The following is a 17,101-nucleotide window of genomic DNA, read 5'->3' as shown; positions in this document are numbered from 1 at the left end:
TTTACATTATTCGTTTTATTATTCAAAATAATGAGCGAGAGCTAGATACCCTTGCTTAATATGATCAATCAATAATGTTATTTTTTCTGGTTTATATCGTGTATATGGATAAACAGCAAAAACGCCTAACGAACGCGCTTTATAATCATGTAGTACATTAACAAGTAAACCCGCTTCTAATTCTTCGTAAACACTACATTTAGGTACATAAATAATACCAATATCGTTTAACGCCGCTTTTTTTAACGAATAAGCATTATTTGAAGACAGACTACCTTTTACTAATATTGATTTTTGCTCGCCATTGTCATCAAAGCGCCACTCATTACTACCGTTTGCTTGTAGATCGTAGCAAAGACAGTTATGGCGTTTCAGATCTTCAATTGTATTTAATGCTTCATTCGATTTTAAGTACTCGGGTGATGCACATACAACCCACTTAGACCCCAATAAATGCACAGCTATAAGGGAAGAATCCTCTAGTACAGCTGTTCTAATAGCTAAATCAATAACATCTTCAACTAAATCAACTAGCTTATTTTCAAGTCTTAATTCAATGGTGATTTTTGGGTAGGTTTTGCAAAAACTTGATACTAACTCTGCCAGTAAGAGCTCACCTGAAATGGTCGGTACAGACATTGTAATATGACCAGAAACTTCTTTAGATAACTCGTTAACCGCGGTAAAAGCATCATTTGCTTGCTGGTTAATACCTTTTGCATGTTTATAAAGTAATTTACCTGCGTCAGTAAGACTAAGTTTTCTTGTGGTTCTATAAAGTAACTGTGTATTTAATTGTTTTTCTAGTGCCGATATTTTTTTACTAACAACGGTTTTGGATAAACCTGTTTTTTGAGCTGCCAGACTGAAAGACTTCTCTTCTACTACTACAGCAAAAATAGCTAACTCAGACGCACCGTTCATATACAACTCATTATGCTTAAAATGGAAATAGTTTGTTCTTCTATTGCGAATATACACCTAAATATCAAAAGAGTATATTGCTTATATCGTAGATAATATGAGGGATGTTCAAATAGTTACCTTATCCCTATATTTTCGAATGCTACTATACTTTCGACAATACGCCTTTATAAATCATATAAGGCTACAACACCGATTATGTTTATTTCTTAGTAAATAGATTAAGTATGGATATGTGATTTATATCCAAATCACCTTCGTAGAATAAGGGCGAGTAAATGTCTGAAAAAAATAATTATACTGACGCGAATCAATCCAATACGATTGAATGTTTAAATATTTCAGAGAAAAGAGTCGGGCTATTTGTTACCTGCTTGGTAAATACAATGCGTCCTTCAGTTGGCTTTGCTTCTATTACTCTGCTTGAGCAGGCAGGGTGTACTGTTGAAGTACCTACCTCTCAGTCGTGTTGTGGACAACCCGCATTCAATTCAGGTGATGATGAAGGAACACGTCAAATTGCTTATCAAATTATTGAGCAGTTTGAAGAATTTGATTATGTTGTTTTACCTTCGGGTTCATGTGCATCAATGATCAAAAAGAACTTTATAGAAGTATTTAAAGATCAGCCCGGTTGGCAAGCTAGAGCTCAACACTTGGCAGATAGAACCCATGAACTACTCTCATTTTTAGTTGATGTATGTAAATTCCAACCTGATGGTGTTGAACTTGATGGTACTTTTACTTATCACGATAGCTGCTCTGGTTACCGATCTCTTAATGTTTACGAGCAGCCAAGAAAAATGCTTTCAACTGTTAAAGGTTTGAAACATAAACCATTAAATGGTCATTCTGAATGTTGTGGTTTTGGCGGAACATTTTGTGTTAAATACTCAGACATCTCAAATGCTATTGTGAGTGAAAAAGTAGAAAATGTTGTTGCTGCTGATGCGGATTATCTTCTTGGTGGCGATATGGGCTGTTTAATGAACATAGCCGGTAAACTCAACAGAGAAGGCAACAAAAAAATAACAGCATTGCATACGGCTGAAGTTTTGGCTGGTTTAGCGCCAAAGATTTTAGGAGCTAACGATGCAAGCTAATAAACCTGAAAACTTCACTCAAAATGTTACTGAGGCTTTAGCGCAACCTGATTTGAAAATGATCATCAGACGCACAACAGACAAAGCAGAAGCAAAACGTACCGATGCCATTGCAAATTTTCCTGAGTTTGAAAAGGCGAGAACGCAGGGACAAAAAGTTAAAGACCATACCATTAAGTATATGGATCATTATTTAGCTGAATTTGAAAAAAATGCCAAAGCTCAAGGTACTATTGTTCATTGGGCGAGTACTGCTGAAGAAGCTTCAAAAATAGTTTTAGATATATGCCGCGAGCATAAAGCAAAAAAAGTGACTCGCAGTAAATCAATGTTGGGTGAAGAAATTGGCTTAACCCATGCTTTTGATAATTCAGACATGGAGCGAATTGAAACCGATCTTGCCGAACATATCATTCAACTTGCAGGCGATCCGCCATCTCATATTATTTGGCCTGCTATGCACAGAAGTAGGGAAGACGTTGTTAAGCTTTTTAGAGAGTTTCATACCGACCCAACTTACTCTGAAGAAATTACCGATTTGGTAAGAAGTGCACGACGAGATTTACGTACTAAGTTTTTAACATCTGATATTGGTATTAGTGGCTCTAACTTCTTACTTGCCGACAGTGGCTCAACCTGTACGGTAACTAACGAAGGTAATGCTGAACTTACAATCACGCCACCTAAAGTACATATAGTTACTGCCGGTATTGAAAAGCTCGTACCATCAATGGCACATGCTATTCCTTTATTACGTTTATTAACGCGCTCAGCTACGGGTGCAGATATAACGCAATATATAACTTTTCATAATGGCCCCAAAAGAAAGAACGATGCTGACGGACCTGAAGAATGTCACATTGTATTAGTGGATAACGGCCGAACAAAAATGCTGGCAGAAGGCATGGAAGAAATGCTGCGCTGTATTCGTTGCGGAGCTTGTATGAATCATTGTGTGGTATACAAACATATTGGCGGACATGCTTATGGTTCTGTATATCCTGGGCCTATGGGCTCGGTACTTACGCCTCATTTACAAAGCCTTGAAGTCGCCAACAAGCAAACTCATGCTTGTACCATGAACGGGCGTTGTGAAGATGTTTGTCCTGTTAATATTCCTCTTCCTAAATTATTACGCTCGCTGCGCGCACAATCGTGGGAGAAAAAGTATGAACCTTTAACCAATCGCTTTGTTGTTAAATTTTTCGGTGTTCTAGCTAAAAGACCTCAACTGTTTCAACTGTTCTCATCTTGCAGTCTTGTTTTTATGAAAATATTTAGCCGTAATGGTTGGATCAAATACATGCCATTTACCTCAGGTTGGACACGCAACCGAGACTTGATTGAACCAGAAACAACAACGTTTATGCATCAATATAAAAAAATGAAAAAATCGAAAAGTGATGGAGCGTAAATCATGAATAAACAAATAAGCGATATGAGTAGAGAAAAAATATTTAGTGCTATTCAAGCTGCAAAACCAACGGTTTCAGCCGATGTGAAAACTATTGAAGATGAAGCGCTTGAGCTTTTAAAAGAAAGTGAATTTGCACGTCCTCAATTAATGTCTGCAGACGCTACTGAAGCGTTAATGTTAAGAATTGAAGCAGGTTTAGTTATTGGTACAACATGCGAGAAAATTTCAACGCTTGATACTTTACCTAATGCTGTTAAAAAGTTTTTTGATGTAAATGATTTACCGCCTGAACTTAAAGTGCAAGGTGTTGAACAACTCAATACGTTGGATTGGGAAGACATTACGATAGACGTAGATATTGAAAAAGATAACACAGTAGGGCTATGTTGGGCTGAATATGGTGTTGCGGAAACGGGCTCATTTGTTGCTCATTCGAGTCCTGAAATGCCTATTTTACTTAACTTCCTTCCGTTGTATTTGATTGCCGTTATACCTAAGTCAAAAATACTTCACTACATGGATGACTACGCGCTTATCGCAAATGAAATAGCTAAGAAAAAACAAACGCCACGAAATATGTGTTTAATATCAGGCGTTAGTGGCACAACAGATATTGAAGGTGTGTTAGTGAAAGGCGCTCACGGACCTGAAGTTTTACATATTATTATTGTTGAAGACGAATAACGTTAGATTGAATAATGTGAGTTAGTACTTATGAGGAGGTGCTAACTTACGTTAACTAAACACCTCAGATAAATACCTAATAAACACAATATTCCATGGTAATTTCAGCTTTATTTCCCTCAAGATTTAACTAGCGAAGCGTAAATCTCGGGGGCTTGCCCCCGTGCTGGATAGTGTATACTGGGGGGACCCCAGTAAATGCTATTCTTCATATGGAACTTCAAAGAAATACACATCATGTCTTTAGATTAATGTACCACTTTGTGTGGATACCAAAGTATCGACACAAAGTCTTCATTGAACCTTATCGTTCAACAATGAAAGCAATTATTCAAAAAGTAGGATATGACTACGATATTGATATCGTAGAGTTAGAAATTCCGAGTGACCATATTCATATGGTTATTAGAGGGATCCCTAAACAGTCGCCAAGCGATGTTATGCAAATAATTAAAAGTATAACTGCTCGTGAGTTTTTTAGAATTTATCCTGAAATTAAAAAGCAGTATTTCTGGGGCGGTAAATTATGGACACAAAGCTTTTTTGTTGAAACGATTGGTAACGCAACAGAAGAAGTTATCAGGAAATATGTTCAAGAACAGTTAATCGAATTAGATGGTAAAGAAATTAATAGCGATCAACTGAACTTGTTTTGAAACTCGGTCGCTTGCGGCCGAGAATTTTATCTTCATATTTAAGGCTGTTTATTTAATACCAAACGGATTAATTTATTGAGTAACTTAGAACTACATTAGCAAGCTTAGAACAAGCAAAATTGATTAAACATAGTTATTCTATATTTTTTTAATTTTGTGATGTTATCAGTTTGCTAATGAGCTCCCGAAGGGCGAGAATTTAAAGGCTCATATGCCGCGTTATTGATTTTGACAAGGTTCCTACATGGATGTAGGACATTAGGGTAACGCAGGAGCAGTTACCGAGAATAACCATTCTCTTCAATCAATGCCTCGCCTACATGGATGTAGGTGCTTAGGTTCAGTCTGGAACTATGAACCTGTGCCTCTAAGCCTTTAAATTCTCGCTAAGTGAGCAATAAATTAATCCGTTTGGTATGATATGTAATTTTTTGAGTATTTGATTGAATTATTTGTGGATTTTTAAGCAAAAATCATAAAGAATCTATGTCCCAAATATCATTATCCCTATTGTGAATAAAAACTCACTTTTTGAATTCATATATTCATTTTAGGTAGCATAAAGTGATATTATTAATAAAAAATGAATAACTGAGGAAATATAATGTCTATCACGGTTCAGCCGCTTGATGAGAATCAACGTCAATCTTGTCCTGAAAATTTTGCCTTTGGTACAACGTTTTCAGATCACATGTTTACACAAGAGTATGACGCAACTTCAGGCTGGAATAATGCTCTAATTAGTCCTTATCATTCATTATCGCTTGATCCTTCTGCTGCTGTCTTTCATTACAGCCAAGAGATTTTTGAAGGTTTAAAAGCATATAGAGCTCACGATGGTGGTATTAACTTATTTCGTCCTGAAGAAAATATTAAACGCTTCAACCGTTCAGCTAAACGTATGGTTATGCCTGAAGTTGATGAAGCTTTACATTTAGATGCGATTAAATCTTTAATCACTTTAGATAAAGCTTGGGTTCCAGCTAAAGATGGCGCATCACTTTATATTCGCCCAACAATGATCGCAACAAGCCCTAAGCTAGGCTTAGGTGCAAGTAGTAACTATCAGCATTTCATTATTTGTGGACCTGCTGGCACATACTTTGAAGGCGGTTTACAACCTATCGCGGTACATGTTGCTGACAAATATCGTCGTGCTGTTGTTGGCGGCGTAGGCGAAGCTAAAACGGGTGGTAACTACGCAGCAAGCTTATATGCTTCTGAAGACGTAGTTAAAAAAGGTTACTCGCAAGTACTATGGTTAGACGCGATATCTGGTCGTTATGTTGAAGAAGTTGGTGCTATGAACATTTGTTTTGTTTATGAAGGCAAACGCATTGTTACACCATCGCTTAGTGGCAGTATATTACCGGGTATTACTCGCGATTCATTATTAAAACTAGCGCCTACATTAGGCTATGAAGTAGCTGAAGAGCGTTTAGACATTGAAGTTATTTTAGCTGACATTGCTAGCGGAAAAATTACTGAAGTATTTGGTTGTGGTACCGCTGCTGTAATTTCTCCTGTTGGCGTACTTTGTTATAAAGACAAAGATTTCGTTGTAAACAATAATGAAACAGGTGAAGTATCTAAGCGCTTATATGATGAGCTAACGGGCATTCAATATGGTACTCGTGAAGATAAGTTTAACTGGATCCAGCCAGTTACTCGCTAAACATAATTAAGCTTAGTTATCTCTAGCTAAAGTAAAAGACAAAATAAAACCTAAGTAATATCGCTATTACTTAGGTTTTTTGTTTTTAGCTAATCAGCGTTGAGGCTACTTGCTACTTAACGCAAAACTTATAGAGTTTAAGTTCTACCGTTTAGGTAACTTTCGTAATCAGGAATTTTCTTCTCGTATTCAGTATCAAATAAAGATGATTGGATCAGGAAATCTGCTGAAGCTTGATTACACGCCACGGGAATATTCCAAACGGCTGCAATTCTTAATAAGGCTTTAACATCAGGATCGTGTGGTTGTGCTTCAAGTGGATCCCAAAAGAAAATAAGCATATCTATCTTTTGTTCTGTGATTAGAGCGCCAATTTGTTGATCGCCGCCTAATGGACCACTAATTAAAGTATTAAAATCTAAGCTCGTGTTTTTAGATAATAATGTGCCTGTTGTACCCGTTGCATACAAGATGTGATCAGCAAGTTTAGTTTCGAATTTTTGACACCACTTCATTAAATCTTTTTTCATATTGTCGTGAGCAACAAGGGCGATAGATTTCTTTTGTGGCGATGTAAACGTTTTGTATAACATGGTTAACTCGTGTTTTCTGTATTATTGCCATTATCTTTAAATATTAATGAGATAAAGTAAACAAACAAATACCTAAACAAGCTTTTTAGTTGTTGACTTAGTTAAGTACAATAGTGATTATGTATGGGCTTATTATCTTTTAACTTACACTTTAACGAGTTCAGTAAAATATGTTTAATCGCCGCATTACAGTATTAAATTCTATTCTCAACCGCATAGTCGTTTTGGCTAAGTGTTGGGCAGTATTTACTGTGGTGAATTGATAATAAAGTAACTAATTATTTTAAAGCCGCAGAACGTAAATTCTGCGGCTTTTTTCTTTCTAAAAAAGTTTGCAGAGTTGCTTAGGCATAACAAGGAGAAAACATAATGTCGGTACCAGCTGCATATCTTGCTGTTGTATTAATTTGGTCAACTACCCCTTTAGGCATAGTGTGGAGTAGTGAAAGTGTAGATCCAACATTAGCGGTATTAGGGCGAATGACAATAGCTGTTGTTTTAGGTTGGCTGATATTAAAAATTGGCAGAATTGAACTGCCATTAAATCGACAAGCTTTCAAAGTTTATGCCTACTCAACTGTCGGTATTTTTGGCGGTATGCTCTTCACTTATATTGCGGCAAGCTACATAGCGTCAGGTTTGATCTCGTTAATCTTTGGGTTAGCACCTATTATGTCGGGTATTTTGGCTCAAAAAATATTGGGCGAACCTAAGTTTAGTAAAACAAAGAAACTGGCGTTGTTCTTAGCTGTGTCTGGTTTAGGTATTGTTTGTTACGATAAAATTTTCATGCAGGGCAGTACGTTATCTACAGGCAGTTATTTAGGATTAGCCGCTGTTTTTGGTGGCATGTTCTTTTTCAGTATTAGTGGTGTATTGGTTAAAAGTGTCGGTTATAAAATTAATGCGCTTGCTTCAACGGTGGGTTCGTTAACTTTCTCAATTCCACTGTTTTTTGCTGTATGGCTGATTTTTGACGGAACACTACCTGTAGAAGAATGGACAACACGCTCATTGCTCGCCATTTTGTATTTAGGTATATTCGGTTCATTAATTGGGTTTATTGCGTATTATTATATTTTACAGCGCTTAAACGCGAGTACTGTAGCACTTATTACTATGATCACGCCTGTTGTGGCGATATGCATTGGTGCATTACTTAATAATGAATCGGTGAGTAATCACCTGATGATAGGTGCTGCATTTGTTATGGCTGGCTTGGCTTTATATCAATGGGGCGGCAGAAAACGAACGCGAGTTACTGTATCAACCTAGGTTAGTCTTTGGTAATAATAGGGGAATTATGTTTGGTTTTGAGCATTTATTCTCACTATTATTAGCACCGCTATTATGCGCAGATTTAGGGAACATAATAGCTAGCAATAAAATTTATACTTTATAAGAGATATTATTTGAATGAAATTGTCTGTTGGTTTTAGACGTGCAGTAGCGACTGATGTTGATTTTCTATTACAGCTTAGAAAATTAACCATGACAGTGCATTTAAACAAAGCAGGCTTTTATTTCTCTGATGAAGATCACATCGTTCGGATCAAAGAGTTTTTTAACGACTCTTTTATTATCACCAACCACAAAGAAAGTATCGGCTTAATTAAGCTGGGTGTCCTCGCCGACAGAATTCATATTCGACAATTTCAAATACTGCCTGCGTTTCATGGCAAGGGCGTTGGTAGTTTTGTTTTAGATACTACTAAAAAGAAAGCACGCGAGCGTAAATTACCTGTAACCCTTAATGTTTTACTCGATAATCCTGCTAAAAGCTTATACGTCAGACATGGTTTTTATGTAGAAGAGCAATTGAAGTTAGAATACAAAATGCGTTGTGATAACCAATAATCAATCATTTTATTTAGCCGAATTCTTTCGACCATTTTTGATTACGGATTACGGATTACTGATTACTGATAGTAATTATCTATGGTTTATCCATTTAGAAAAAATCATTAGGTTATTTAAGGTAATAGCTTTAAATGTTGTCTTTTTTAATTTACATAAAGCTCAACAAAAACTTTATTTGTTTTACTGTCGATTAGTAATGACCCATTTGCTAGGACATCTGTTTTAAAACGACATGCATCATAAACCTGCATTGGAACAGTTGAAATAAATGTAGAGTTATTGGTTAATGTTTTTGAAACATTACTAATCAATTTATCATCTAGCTCAGTGAGAATATGAAGTAATTTACAATTTTCTTGTAATGATATGACTTGCTGATGAGATTTTAGAGTAATTAAAGCGGTTAACCACCAATCGTTTGTAAATTCATCTGTTAAGTAGCTATCGCCTCTATCAATCATTCCAGTCGCCCAGTTGACCTCAGAAACATCTAATTCATCAAGGTTGATTAATTTAGCTAACATTTGAATATCGGTTGAATATGTTATCTGTTTTTTATCTGTTGCAATATCGTCTTTGTTTATTTGATCGCATCCCATGATAAGAAACATTGATAATATTGCTACGCATATCTTATTTACATGTTTCATTAAATTCTGTTCCAGAACATTATATGTAAAGGCTCTAATTATCACCAAGTGTGAATTAGAGCCTTTAAATGAGATCAAACCTAGTATGAGTAGCTTTGGCGATTAAAAAATCTTACCGTGACCTTCAACTTTGGACACATCAACACGTGTTGGGGTTATTTTACCATTCACTAAATCTTCGCTGGCGATAGAAAAAGTTTCAATCACCTTATGCATAGAATCTAAATCTAAGCTGCTAAGATCATCAGACGTTTTATGGTAATGCTGATCTTTATCTAATTGTGTGCTGCTAAAACTATGAGCGGGAACACCTAACCTTGCTAATGTTGCATTGTCAGAGCGGTAAAACAAACCTTGTTCAGGGTAAGGGTCTTTATGTATTTCAATATCATGTTTTACTAAGCTTTTATTCAAAAGCTCACCTAAGTTTGAACGCTCCATACCTGTCATCCAGATAGTACCAGCACCAAATTTAGAAGGTTTACCAATCATCTCAATATTAATCATCGCGATAACATCATCAGGGTTCAATTGTTGAGAGAAATAACGTGAGCCATAACCGCCAATTTCTTCCGCTGTAAAAGCAGCAAATATTAACGTTCTTTCGTTATTACCTTTTTTAGAAAAATACTCAGCTAAATTGATAATTGCAGAAGTTCCTGATGCATCATCATCAGCACCGTTAAATATTTCTTTACCGTCAGGTGTTGTACCTAAATGGTCGTAATGAGCTGAGAACATAACAACTTCGTCAGCTTTACTTTTACCTGGCAATACAGCAACAACGTTAGATAGCAACTTTTTACTGAATTTGGTAGTGACTTGAATATCTATATTTTCTATTGTTAAGGCATCAGTTAAAACCAAAACAATAGCCCCTTGTTCTGCTTTGTTTTTATCATCGAATGTCAGCTTAGTTAGTCCACTATTTAAAAACTGTTGGTAGCGTTTAAAAATATCTGCATGCGCGGTATCAACTAAAATAAGGTGTTGTCCACCTTCGTTATTTACGCCGCGTAACACACTTCGGTAATCGTCATCAGCACCAAGAATATGAGTTTTAATATCAGCTGCATTTTTCCAGCTAAAGCTTTTCATGGTGCTTGCAACAGTAATGTTATCTTTATCGATACTTTTACCATTTAAGTTAACTGAAACTTTATCAGGGGTAATACTGGTTATGTTAAAGGTTTGTTTGTAAGTTGATAAACCATCAAAGGTTTTTAAACCTATTTCAGCAAAACGTTGGCTAATGTAATCAGCGGCTATATCAATTTCAGGTGAGAAACTTGCTCTGCCTTTTAAGCTATCGCTGGCTAAATAAGTAATGTCTTTCGTCATTTGCTCAGCTGAAATGTTCTCGGCGATGGTAGAGGTTGATATCAAGCTTAAGCAACTAGCAAGGCTAATGCTGGCGCCTAAAGTTATAGCGCGTATTGGAGTGTTTTTTAACATAGTAAGTATCAGTATTTCGGAATTTTTAAAGACTTACTATTGAGGAAAAACAACAACTTTGCAACCAAGATACAGATTTTAGTGACTTTATTATGTTAGAAAACGTTAATTGAGGCTAATAGGTGGTGCTAAAGAATGTAAAAAAGGAAGAGTGCTTATGTATATGGGGAAATAGCCACCCTGAAAAAATTTGGTTTAATAAACGCTTATTTATTCAAAGTGGTAATATATCAAGCTAAAACAACCAAGCCCTAAAGCAGTTTAGTTGTTTCAATCAACAAACTTTCATCACCAGCAGTTAACCATAGCTGACCGTCTTGGATGCTACATTGAAATTCCATTGAACGAGAAATTAGCTCAGCTAATGCATCGGTGGTTTCTTCGCTAAATTGTTCAATTGAAAGTTTATCAAATTGACGTAATTTACTTTCTGATTGTTTCCACCATGTTTCAACACTACTGCCATAACAATATAGTTTTACTTGTTGTGCTCTGTTACAGGCTTTTTTAATGCGTTTCTCATCAAGTTGACCTAACTCAATCCATAGCTCTATTTCTTCAGAGTAGTTGATTTGCCAAATTGCTGCTTCATCTTCGTCACTTACGCCTTTACCGAATTGTAGGTGCTCGTTGGCATTTAATATAAATGCGATTAAACGAACCATCATACGGGAGTCAGTTTCTGAAGGATGTTGAGCAATAGTCAAATTTAAGGTGTCGTAATAGTTACGATCCATATCTGATAAGTGAATAGTTGCTTTGTTAATGGTTGCTTTTAAAGCCATGTTGAGTTCATCTCAATGTAAGTATGGCTAATTATACCCTGTATGTAACAAGTTTTGATATAAATTTAGAGGTGCTTAATTGATGATAATAGGTAGACATATAGTCACACTGAATACTTAGTATAAGCGTGACGAATTGCTCTTGTGTCGAAAGGTAGTGTTAAGATGATTTTCACTTTAATTTTTAGGTAATGTGTAATGACTATTAAATCTTTTATTCCTGTACCACGTACATTAATGGGACCTGGTCCTTCTGATGTTAGTCCACAAGTTTTGTCTGCTTTATCTCGCCCAACTATTGGACATTTAGATCCTCTTTTTGTGGGTATGATGGATGAGGTCAAATCGTTATTACAATATGCCTTCCAAACTGAAAATGCTTTCACAATTGCTTTGTCAGCGCCAGGTTCAGCAGGTATGGAAGCCTGTTTTGTTAACTTAGTTATGCCTGAAGATACGGTTGTTGTGTGTGTTAATGGTGTTTTTGGCATGAGAATGACTGAAAACGTTAAACGCTTAGGCGCTAAGCTTGTTGTTGTAGAGGGCGAATGGGGCAGAGCGGTTGATCCTCAAGCTTTAGAAGCGGCATTAAAGCAACACCCTGAAGCTAATTTTGTCGCTTTTGTTCATGCTGAAACATCAACGGGCGCATTATCAGACGCTAAAACCTTGTGTGAAATAGCCAGACAACATGATTGTTTAACCATTGTTGATGCGGTTACATCACTAGGTGGTGTTGAATTACGCGTGGATGAATGGGGCATAGATGCTATCTATTCAGGTAGCCAAAAGTGTTTATCGTGTGTTCCTGGTATTTCTCCTATTAGCTTTAGTGAACGAGCGACTCAAATCGTTAAAAATAGAAAAACACCTGTGCCTAGCTGGTTTTTAGATCAATCTTTGGTGATGAATTACTGGTCGGGTGAAGGTAAACGTACTTATCATCATACTGCGCCAGTTAACTCGTTATATGCGTTGCATGAATCTTTATTGATGTTAAAAAATGAAGGTTTAGAAAATAGTTGGTCTCGCCATGCGAAACAACACAAAGTTTTAGCTGCAGGTCTTGCCGAGTTAGGTATCCATTATATTGTGCCTGAAGATGAACGTTTACCGCAGTTAAATTCAGTTGTTATACCAGAAGGTATTGATGATGCTAAAGTGCGTAATTATTTACTGAACGAATACAATTTAGAAATAGGTGCAGGCTTAGGTAAATTTGCAGGTAAAGCTTGGCGTATTGGTTTGATGGGTTATGCAGCACGTAGTGAAAATGTGGCTTTATGTTTAGCTGCTTTGAAAGATGCGCTAGAACAATAATACCTATCTATTTTTATCGTAAACTTTAAAAAGTAGAAACAAAAAAGGTTGGCATTTGCCAACCTTTCTTTTGCGAAGTGAAAAGTTAAAAGTGATAATCAGTTAATTTATTCGTCTTCGTTCGCTTCTCTAATGCGTTCTAATCGACTTTGCTCTTCTGCAAACGCCGCTTTAATTTCTTCTAATACGGTATCAACATCGGCTGATTCATCACTTTCAGCAAATAAACCTGTCAGCTCTGTTTCAGGCGTTAAATCACCTTCTTCATATAATGCCCACATTTCTAAAGCATATTTAGTTTCAGCAAGTTCAGGCGCGTATTGAGCATAATAAGTTGTCATGTTTTCAACATCACGAATTAACATACTTTTGGCGTTATTATTTGATGAGGCATCAACGGCTTGTGGTAAATCAATTATCACTGGTCCGTATTCATCAACTAAAACGTTAAATTCAGATAAATCGCCGTGAACAATACCTGCACATAACATGCGCATGATATACACCATAACAACAGCATGATCTTCACGCGCTTGTTCTGCGTCCATCGAAATGTCGTTTAATCTAGGCGCAACACTACCGTCATCGTCGGTAATAAGTTCCATAATAAGTACGCCATCAAAGCAGCCATAAGGTTCAGGAACTCTTACGCCAGATGAGGCTAATAAATACAGAGCGTCTACTTCAGCATTTTGCCAAGCTTCTTCTTGCTGCGATTTACCATACTTAGAACCTTTTTGAATGGCACGGGCTCTACGGCTATTTTTACTTTTACGGCCTTCTTGATATTGAACTGCTTTTTTAAAGCTGCGTTGATTAGCTTCTTTATATACTTTGGCACATTTTATTTGGTCGCCACAGCGAACTGTGTATACAGTTGCTTCTTTGCCGCTCATTAATTGGCTGAGTACTTCATCAACTAGCCCTTCATCTACGAGGGGTTGTATACGTTTTGGTATTTTCATGGCGCTTTTATACCTTAGTTTCAAGCATTTTGGAATAGCAGAGCATTTTCTTATGCATTTTACTTTAGCGTATTTTTTAAATTGTTTTAACCTATCTTACTCTATACAAATTGATTAAAGAGTTAAATGTTGTGACAAATCGTGAAAAAGCCAATAAATATGGGCGTTTTTATTTATAATGCCTGCAACAAGTATTAGGAGTATCAACATTGATTGAAGAATGGGTTGGAACAATTAACGGCTATTTATGGGGAAGCATTCTCATTTATTTACTAAGTGGCTGTGGAATATGGTTTACGTTACGTTTAAAAGGGCTGCAATTTACGCATTTTTTCCACATGTTTACTTTGCTAAAAACGAGTCGAACATCATCTGCTGAGGGTATTTCTTCTTTCCAAGCTTTATGTACCTCGTTAGCTGCTCGTGTAGGAACAGGTAATTTAATGGGTGTTGCGGTTGCTATTACTTTAGGTGGCGCGGGCGCAGTATTTTGGATGTGGTTAATTGCACTTGTTGGTATGGCGACAGCCTTTGCTGAAAGTACATTAGGGCAATTATATAAAGAAAAAGACGAGCATGGTAATTTTCGTGGTGGCCCGGCGTATTACATGCGCAAAGGGTTAAACAGTAAATCTTTAGCTATTACCTTTTCGTTATGTTTGTTTTTTGGTTATGGCTTTGTATTTAGTTCCGTTCAAGCTAACTCTATTACCGATGCTTTTAATGGCTCGTTTGGTATAGAGAAATTAACAACAGGTATGGTTATTACGCTTTTCGCTGCTTTTATTATATTTGGTGGCTTAAAGAAAATAGCACGCTTTGCTGAAATTACCGTACCTTTCATGGGCGTGGCTTATTTGCTTGTGTGTTTATATGTTATTGGTATAAATATTACGTTAATTCCTGCCGTTATTGCTGACATTTTTACTTCTGCTTTAGGTTTAAAAGAAGCCGGTAGTGGTCTTGTAGGCGCTGCAATTGTTCAAGGTGTTAAACGTGGTTTGTACTCAAATGAAGCGGGCATGGGGAGCGCACCTAACGTAGCAGCAGCAGCTACACCAAACCCTCCGCATCCTGTTGCGCAGGGTTACATACAAATGTTAGCCGTGTTTTTTGATACGATTGTTATCTGTTCGTGTACAGCATTTCTTATTTTGTTATTTAAAGATACAGGCACTCAGGCGGAAGGTATTCAGTTAACTCAGCAAGCTTTAGCATTTCAGGTAGGCGATTGGGGTACTGATTTTATTACCTTGGCTATTATGCTTTTTGCTTTTACGTCAATCGTTGGTAACTTTGCTTACGCGGAAAACAACCTTAAATATTTAAATTTAGATAACTTTTATGGACATGCCTTTTTAAAGGTAGGTTTTTTAGCTACATTAATATTTGGTTCGGTTGCTACTTTGCCAGAAGTGATTGCTTTAGCAGACCTTTCTACAGGTTTGATGACAGTATTTAATGTTATTTCATTGATCTTACTGACGAAGGTTATTTCAACGGTAACTAAAGATTATCATGAGCAAAAAATGGCAGGCAAGATACCGACTTATAGCCCGTCTGCAGCTGAGCATAAAAGCCTTAATTTAACTCAAGGTATTTGGCAGAAAGATAAGTAACCGGTTGCTTAGATAAGCTGCTATAATCCGCGAAAATTGAACATGTGTTCGAATAATTTAGAAATTTGGTGAAAAAATGAGTGTTGATGCAATTGGCCTATCGGCTAATTTATTAAAAGCAGTAAAAGCGTGTGGTTATAAAAACTTAACGCCCGTACAGCAACAAGCAATTCCTGTCATTAGAACTGGTGTTGACGTATTGGCGAGTGCTCAAACAGGCACGGGTAAAACAGCTGCTTTTAGTTTGCCTATTTTAGATGCGATTAGTCGTAATATAAAAGAGGACACTCAGGTTACGGGTCAAACAATTAAAGCGTTAATTTTAACGCCTACACGTGAGCTTGCCGCGCAAGTTCATGCGAATATTGAAACCTACAGCGAGTTTTTACCTATTAAGTCTGGCGTTATTTATGGTGGTGTAAATATGCCACCACAAAAAACTATGCTGAAAAAAGGTATTGATGTACTTGTTGCAACGCCAGGTCGATTAATCGAACATTTGAACGAGCGTAATCTTGATCTTTCTCATGTTAAGTTTTTAGTATTAGACGAAGCTGACCGTATGTTAGATATGGGCTTTTTAAAAGATATTGAAAAGCTTACTGAAGTGATCAAGCAAAGACATCAAACGTTAATGTTTTCTGCTACGTTTTCAAATAAAGTTAAAACTTTAGCGAAACAGGTATTAAGAAATCCTAAAACGTTAGAGGTTTCTCGCCAAAACTCTACTTCAGGTAAAGTTAAACAGTCAGTTTACTGGGTGTCTGAAACGCGTAAGCGTGAACTTTTATCTGAAATTATTGGTGTAAACAACTGGAAGCAAGTACTTGTTTTTGCTGGAACTAAAGAAAGCGCAAACTTACTCGCTAAAGAATTAAAGCTTGATGGTATTAAAGCGGCACTCTGTCACGGCGATAAAACCCAAGGTGCACGTAACCGTGCATTAGAAGAGTTTACTGCTGGTAAAGTAAGAGTATTAGTGGCAACAGATGTTGCGGCTCGTGGTTTAGATATTGCAGACTTACCTTATGTTGTTAACTTCCATTTACCATTTTTAGCTGAAGATTATGTTCACCGTATTGGTAGAACAGGTCGCGCTGGTAAATCAGGTACGGCTATTTCTTTAGTAAGCCCTAAAGATGAACGCTTCTTAGAAAATATTGAAGAATTAATTGGTCGTAAGTTTGAACGTATTGTTACTCCAGGTTATGAAGTTAACAGACCATTACCACAACAATACACTGAAAGCTTAGATGCGCCAGTTAAGAAAAACCGCTATCAAGCGACGCAAGATAAAAACCAAGCTATCGCTAAAAAGAAAACAGTAAAACCAGCGGCAGTTAAAAAATATACTAAAAAAATACAGAAGAAGCGCTAAGATCTTTTTCTACATGT

Annotated in this window: 16 protein-coding genes; 10 read left to right on the top strand and 6 right to left on the bottom strand. The window is 36.7% G+C overall.

Annotated features, from left to right (window positions below):
* Positions 1-18 precede the first annotated feature (18 nt).
* Complete coding sequence (locus tag ACPUVN_RS10430) at positions 19-924, bottom strand: LysR family transcriptional regulator (RefSeq protein WP_426369044.1); 906 nt, start codon at positions 922-924, stop codon at positions 19-21.
* A 278-nt stretch (positions 925-1,202) separates the two neighbouring features.
* Between ACPUVN_RS10430 and ACPUVN_RS10425 the strand changes: the two genes are divergently transcribed.
* The 5 genes from ACPUVN_RS10425 (at position 1,203) to ACPUVN_RS10405 (ending at position 6,459) form a co-directional block, all read left to right on the top strand.
* Positions 1,203-2,027 carry a (Fe-S)-binding protein gene (locus ACPUVN_RS10425; RefSeq protein WP_426369043.1) on the top strand — a complete coding sequence of 275 codons (825 nt, stop codon included), beginning with the start codon at positions 1,203-1,205 and terminating at the stop codon, positions 2,025-2,027.
* The gene (locus tag ACPUVN_RS10420) at positions 2,017-3,441 is read left to right on the top strand and encodes a lactate utilization protein B (RefSeq protein ID WP_426360383.1); all 1,425 of its coding nucleotides are present in this window, start codon (positions 2,017-2,019) and stop codon (positions 3,439-3,441) included. Before ACPUVN_RS10425 ends, ACPUVN_RS10420 begins: the two co-directional genes overlap by 11 nt.
* 3 nt (positions 3,442-3,444) lie before the next feature.
* Entirely contained in the window at positions 3,445-4,128 is a 684-nt protein-coding gene (locus ACPUVN_RS10415) for a LutC/YkgG family protein (RefSeq protein ID WP_426369042.1), read from the top strand.
* 212 nt (positions 4,129-4,340) lie between these two features.
* Positions 4,341-4,784 (top strand): IS200/IS605 family transposase, encoded by a 444-nt coding sequence (gene tnpA / locus ACPUVN_RS10410; RefSeq protein ID WP_426357338.1) that lies wholly within the window; start codon positions 4,341-4,343, stop codon positions 4,782-4,784.
* A gap of 604 nt (positions 4,785-5,388) precedes the next feature.
* Complete coding sequence (locus ACPUVN_RS10405) at positions 5,389-6,459, top strand: branched-chain amino acid aminotransferase (protein WP_426360387.1); 1,071 nt, start codon at positions 5,389-5,391, stop codon at positions 6,457-6,459.
* Between the two features lie 137 nt (positions 6,460-6,596).
* On the opposite strand, the gene ACPUVN_RS10400 is transcribed toward ACPUVN_RS10405, so the two are convergent.
* Positions 6,597-7,052 (bottom strand): methylglyoxal synthase, encoded by a 456-nt coding sequence (locus ACPUVN_RS10400; protein ID WP_426360388.1) that lies wholly within the window; start codon positions 7,050-7,052, stop codon positions 6,597-6,599.
* A gap of 369 nt (positions 7,053-7,421) precedes the next feature.
* Between ACPUVN_RS10400 and ACPUVN_RS10395 the strand changes: the two genes are divergently transcribed.
* Both ACPUVN_RS10395 and ACPUVN_RS10390 read left to right on the top strand, forming a co-directional pair.
* Positions 7,422-8,327 carry a DMT family transporter gene (locus tag ACPUVN_RS10395; protein ID WP_426360389.1) on the top strand — a complete coding sequence of 302 codons (906 nt, stop codon included), beginning with the start codon at positions 7,422-7,424 and terminating at the stop codon, positions 8,325-8,327.
* Between the two features lie 141 nt (positions 8,328-8,468).
* Complete coding sequence (locus ACPUVN_RS10390) at positions 8,469-8,909, top strand: GNAT family N-acetyltransferase (RefSeq protein ID WP_426360390.1); 441 nt, start codon at positions 8,469-8,471, stop codon at positions 8,907-8,909.
* Positions 8,910-9,055: 146 nt separating this feature from the next.
* On the opposite strand, the gene ACPUVN_RS10385 is transcribed toward ACPUVN_RS10390, so the two are convergent.
* The 3 genes from ACPUVN_RS10385 to ACPUVN_RS10375 form a co-directional block, all read right to left on the bottom strand.
* Positions 9,056-9,511, bottom strand: a complete 456-nt coding sequence (locus ACPUVN_RS10385; RefSeq protein WP_426369041.1) for a hypothetical protein — start codon at positions 9,509-9,511, stop codon at positions 9,056-9,058.
* Between the two features lie 153 nt (positions 9,512-9,664).
* A complete protein-coding gene (locus ACPUVN_RS10380; protein WP_426369040.1) occupies positions 9,665-11,017 on the bottom strand; it encodes a M20/M25/M40 family metallo-hydrolase in 1,353 nt (450 codons plus the stop codon).
* 251 nt (positions 11,018-11,268) lie between these two features.
* Positions 11,269-11,802: a YaeQ family protein gene (locus ACPUVN_RS10375; protein WP_426360393.1), complete on the bottom strand. Its 534-nt coding sequence runs from the start codon at positions 11,800-11,802 to the stop codon at positions 11,269-11,271.
* Positions 11,803-12,000: 198 nt separating this feature from the next.
* On the opposite strand from ACPUVN_RS10375, the gene ACPUVN_RS10370 reads away from it, so the two are divergent.
* Positions 12,001-13,122, top strand: a complete 1,122-nt coding sequence (locus ACPUVN_RS10370; protein WP_426369039.1) for a pyridoxal-phosphate-dependent aminotransferase family protein — start codon at positions 12,001-12,003, stop codon at positions 13,120-13,122.
* Positions 13,123-13,229: 107 nt separating this feature from the next.
* On the opposite strand, the gene ACPUVN_RS10365 is transcribed toward ACPUVN_RS10370, so the two are convergent.
* The gene (locus ACPUVN_RS10365) at positions 13,230-14,087 is read right to left on the bottom strand and encodes a PA4780 family RIO1-like protein kinase (protein ID WP_426360395.1); all 858 of its coding nucleotides are present in this window, start codon (positions 14,085-14,087) and stop codon (positions 13,230-13,232) included.
* Between the two features lie 209 nt (positions 14,088-14,296).
* Here ACPUVN_RS10365 and ACPUVN_RS10360 point away from each other — a divergent pair, with 209 nt between their 5' ends.
* Together ACPUVN_RS10360 and ACPUVN_RS10355 are read left to right on the top strand one after the other, a co-directional pair.
* Positions 14,297-15,706, top strand: a complete 1,410-nt coding sequence (locus ACPUVN_RS10360) for an alanine/glycine:cation symporter family protein (RefSeq protein ID WP_426360396.1) — start codon at positions 14,297-14,299, stop codon at positions 15,704-15,706.
* A 76-nt stretch (positions 15,707-15,782) separates the two neighbouring features.
* Positions 15,783-17,084, top strand: a complete 1,302-nt coding sequence (locus ACPUVN_RS10355) for a DEAD/DEAH box helicase (protein ID WP_426360397.1) — start codon at positions 15,783-15,785, stop codon at positions 17,082-17,084.
* Positions 17,085-17,101: the final 17 nt, after the last annotated feature.

This window comes from Pseudocolwellia antarctica (assembly GCF_049933045.1).
GTDB lineage: Bacteria > Pseudomonadota > Gammaproteobacteria > Enterobacterales > Alteromonadaceae > Pseudocolwellia.
Note: the sequence above shows the minus strand (reverse complement) of the source record. Positions and strands in the feature narration are given on the sequence as shown.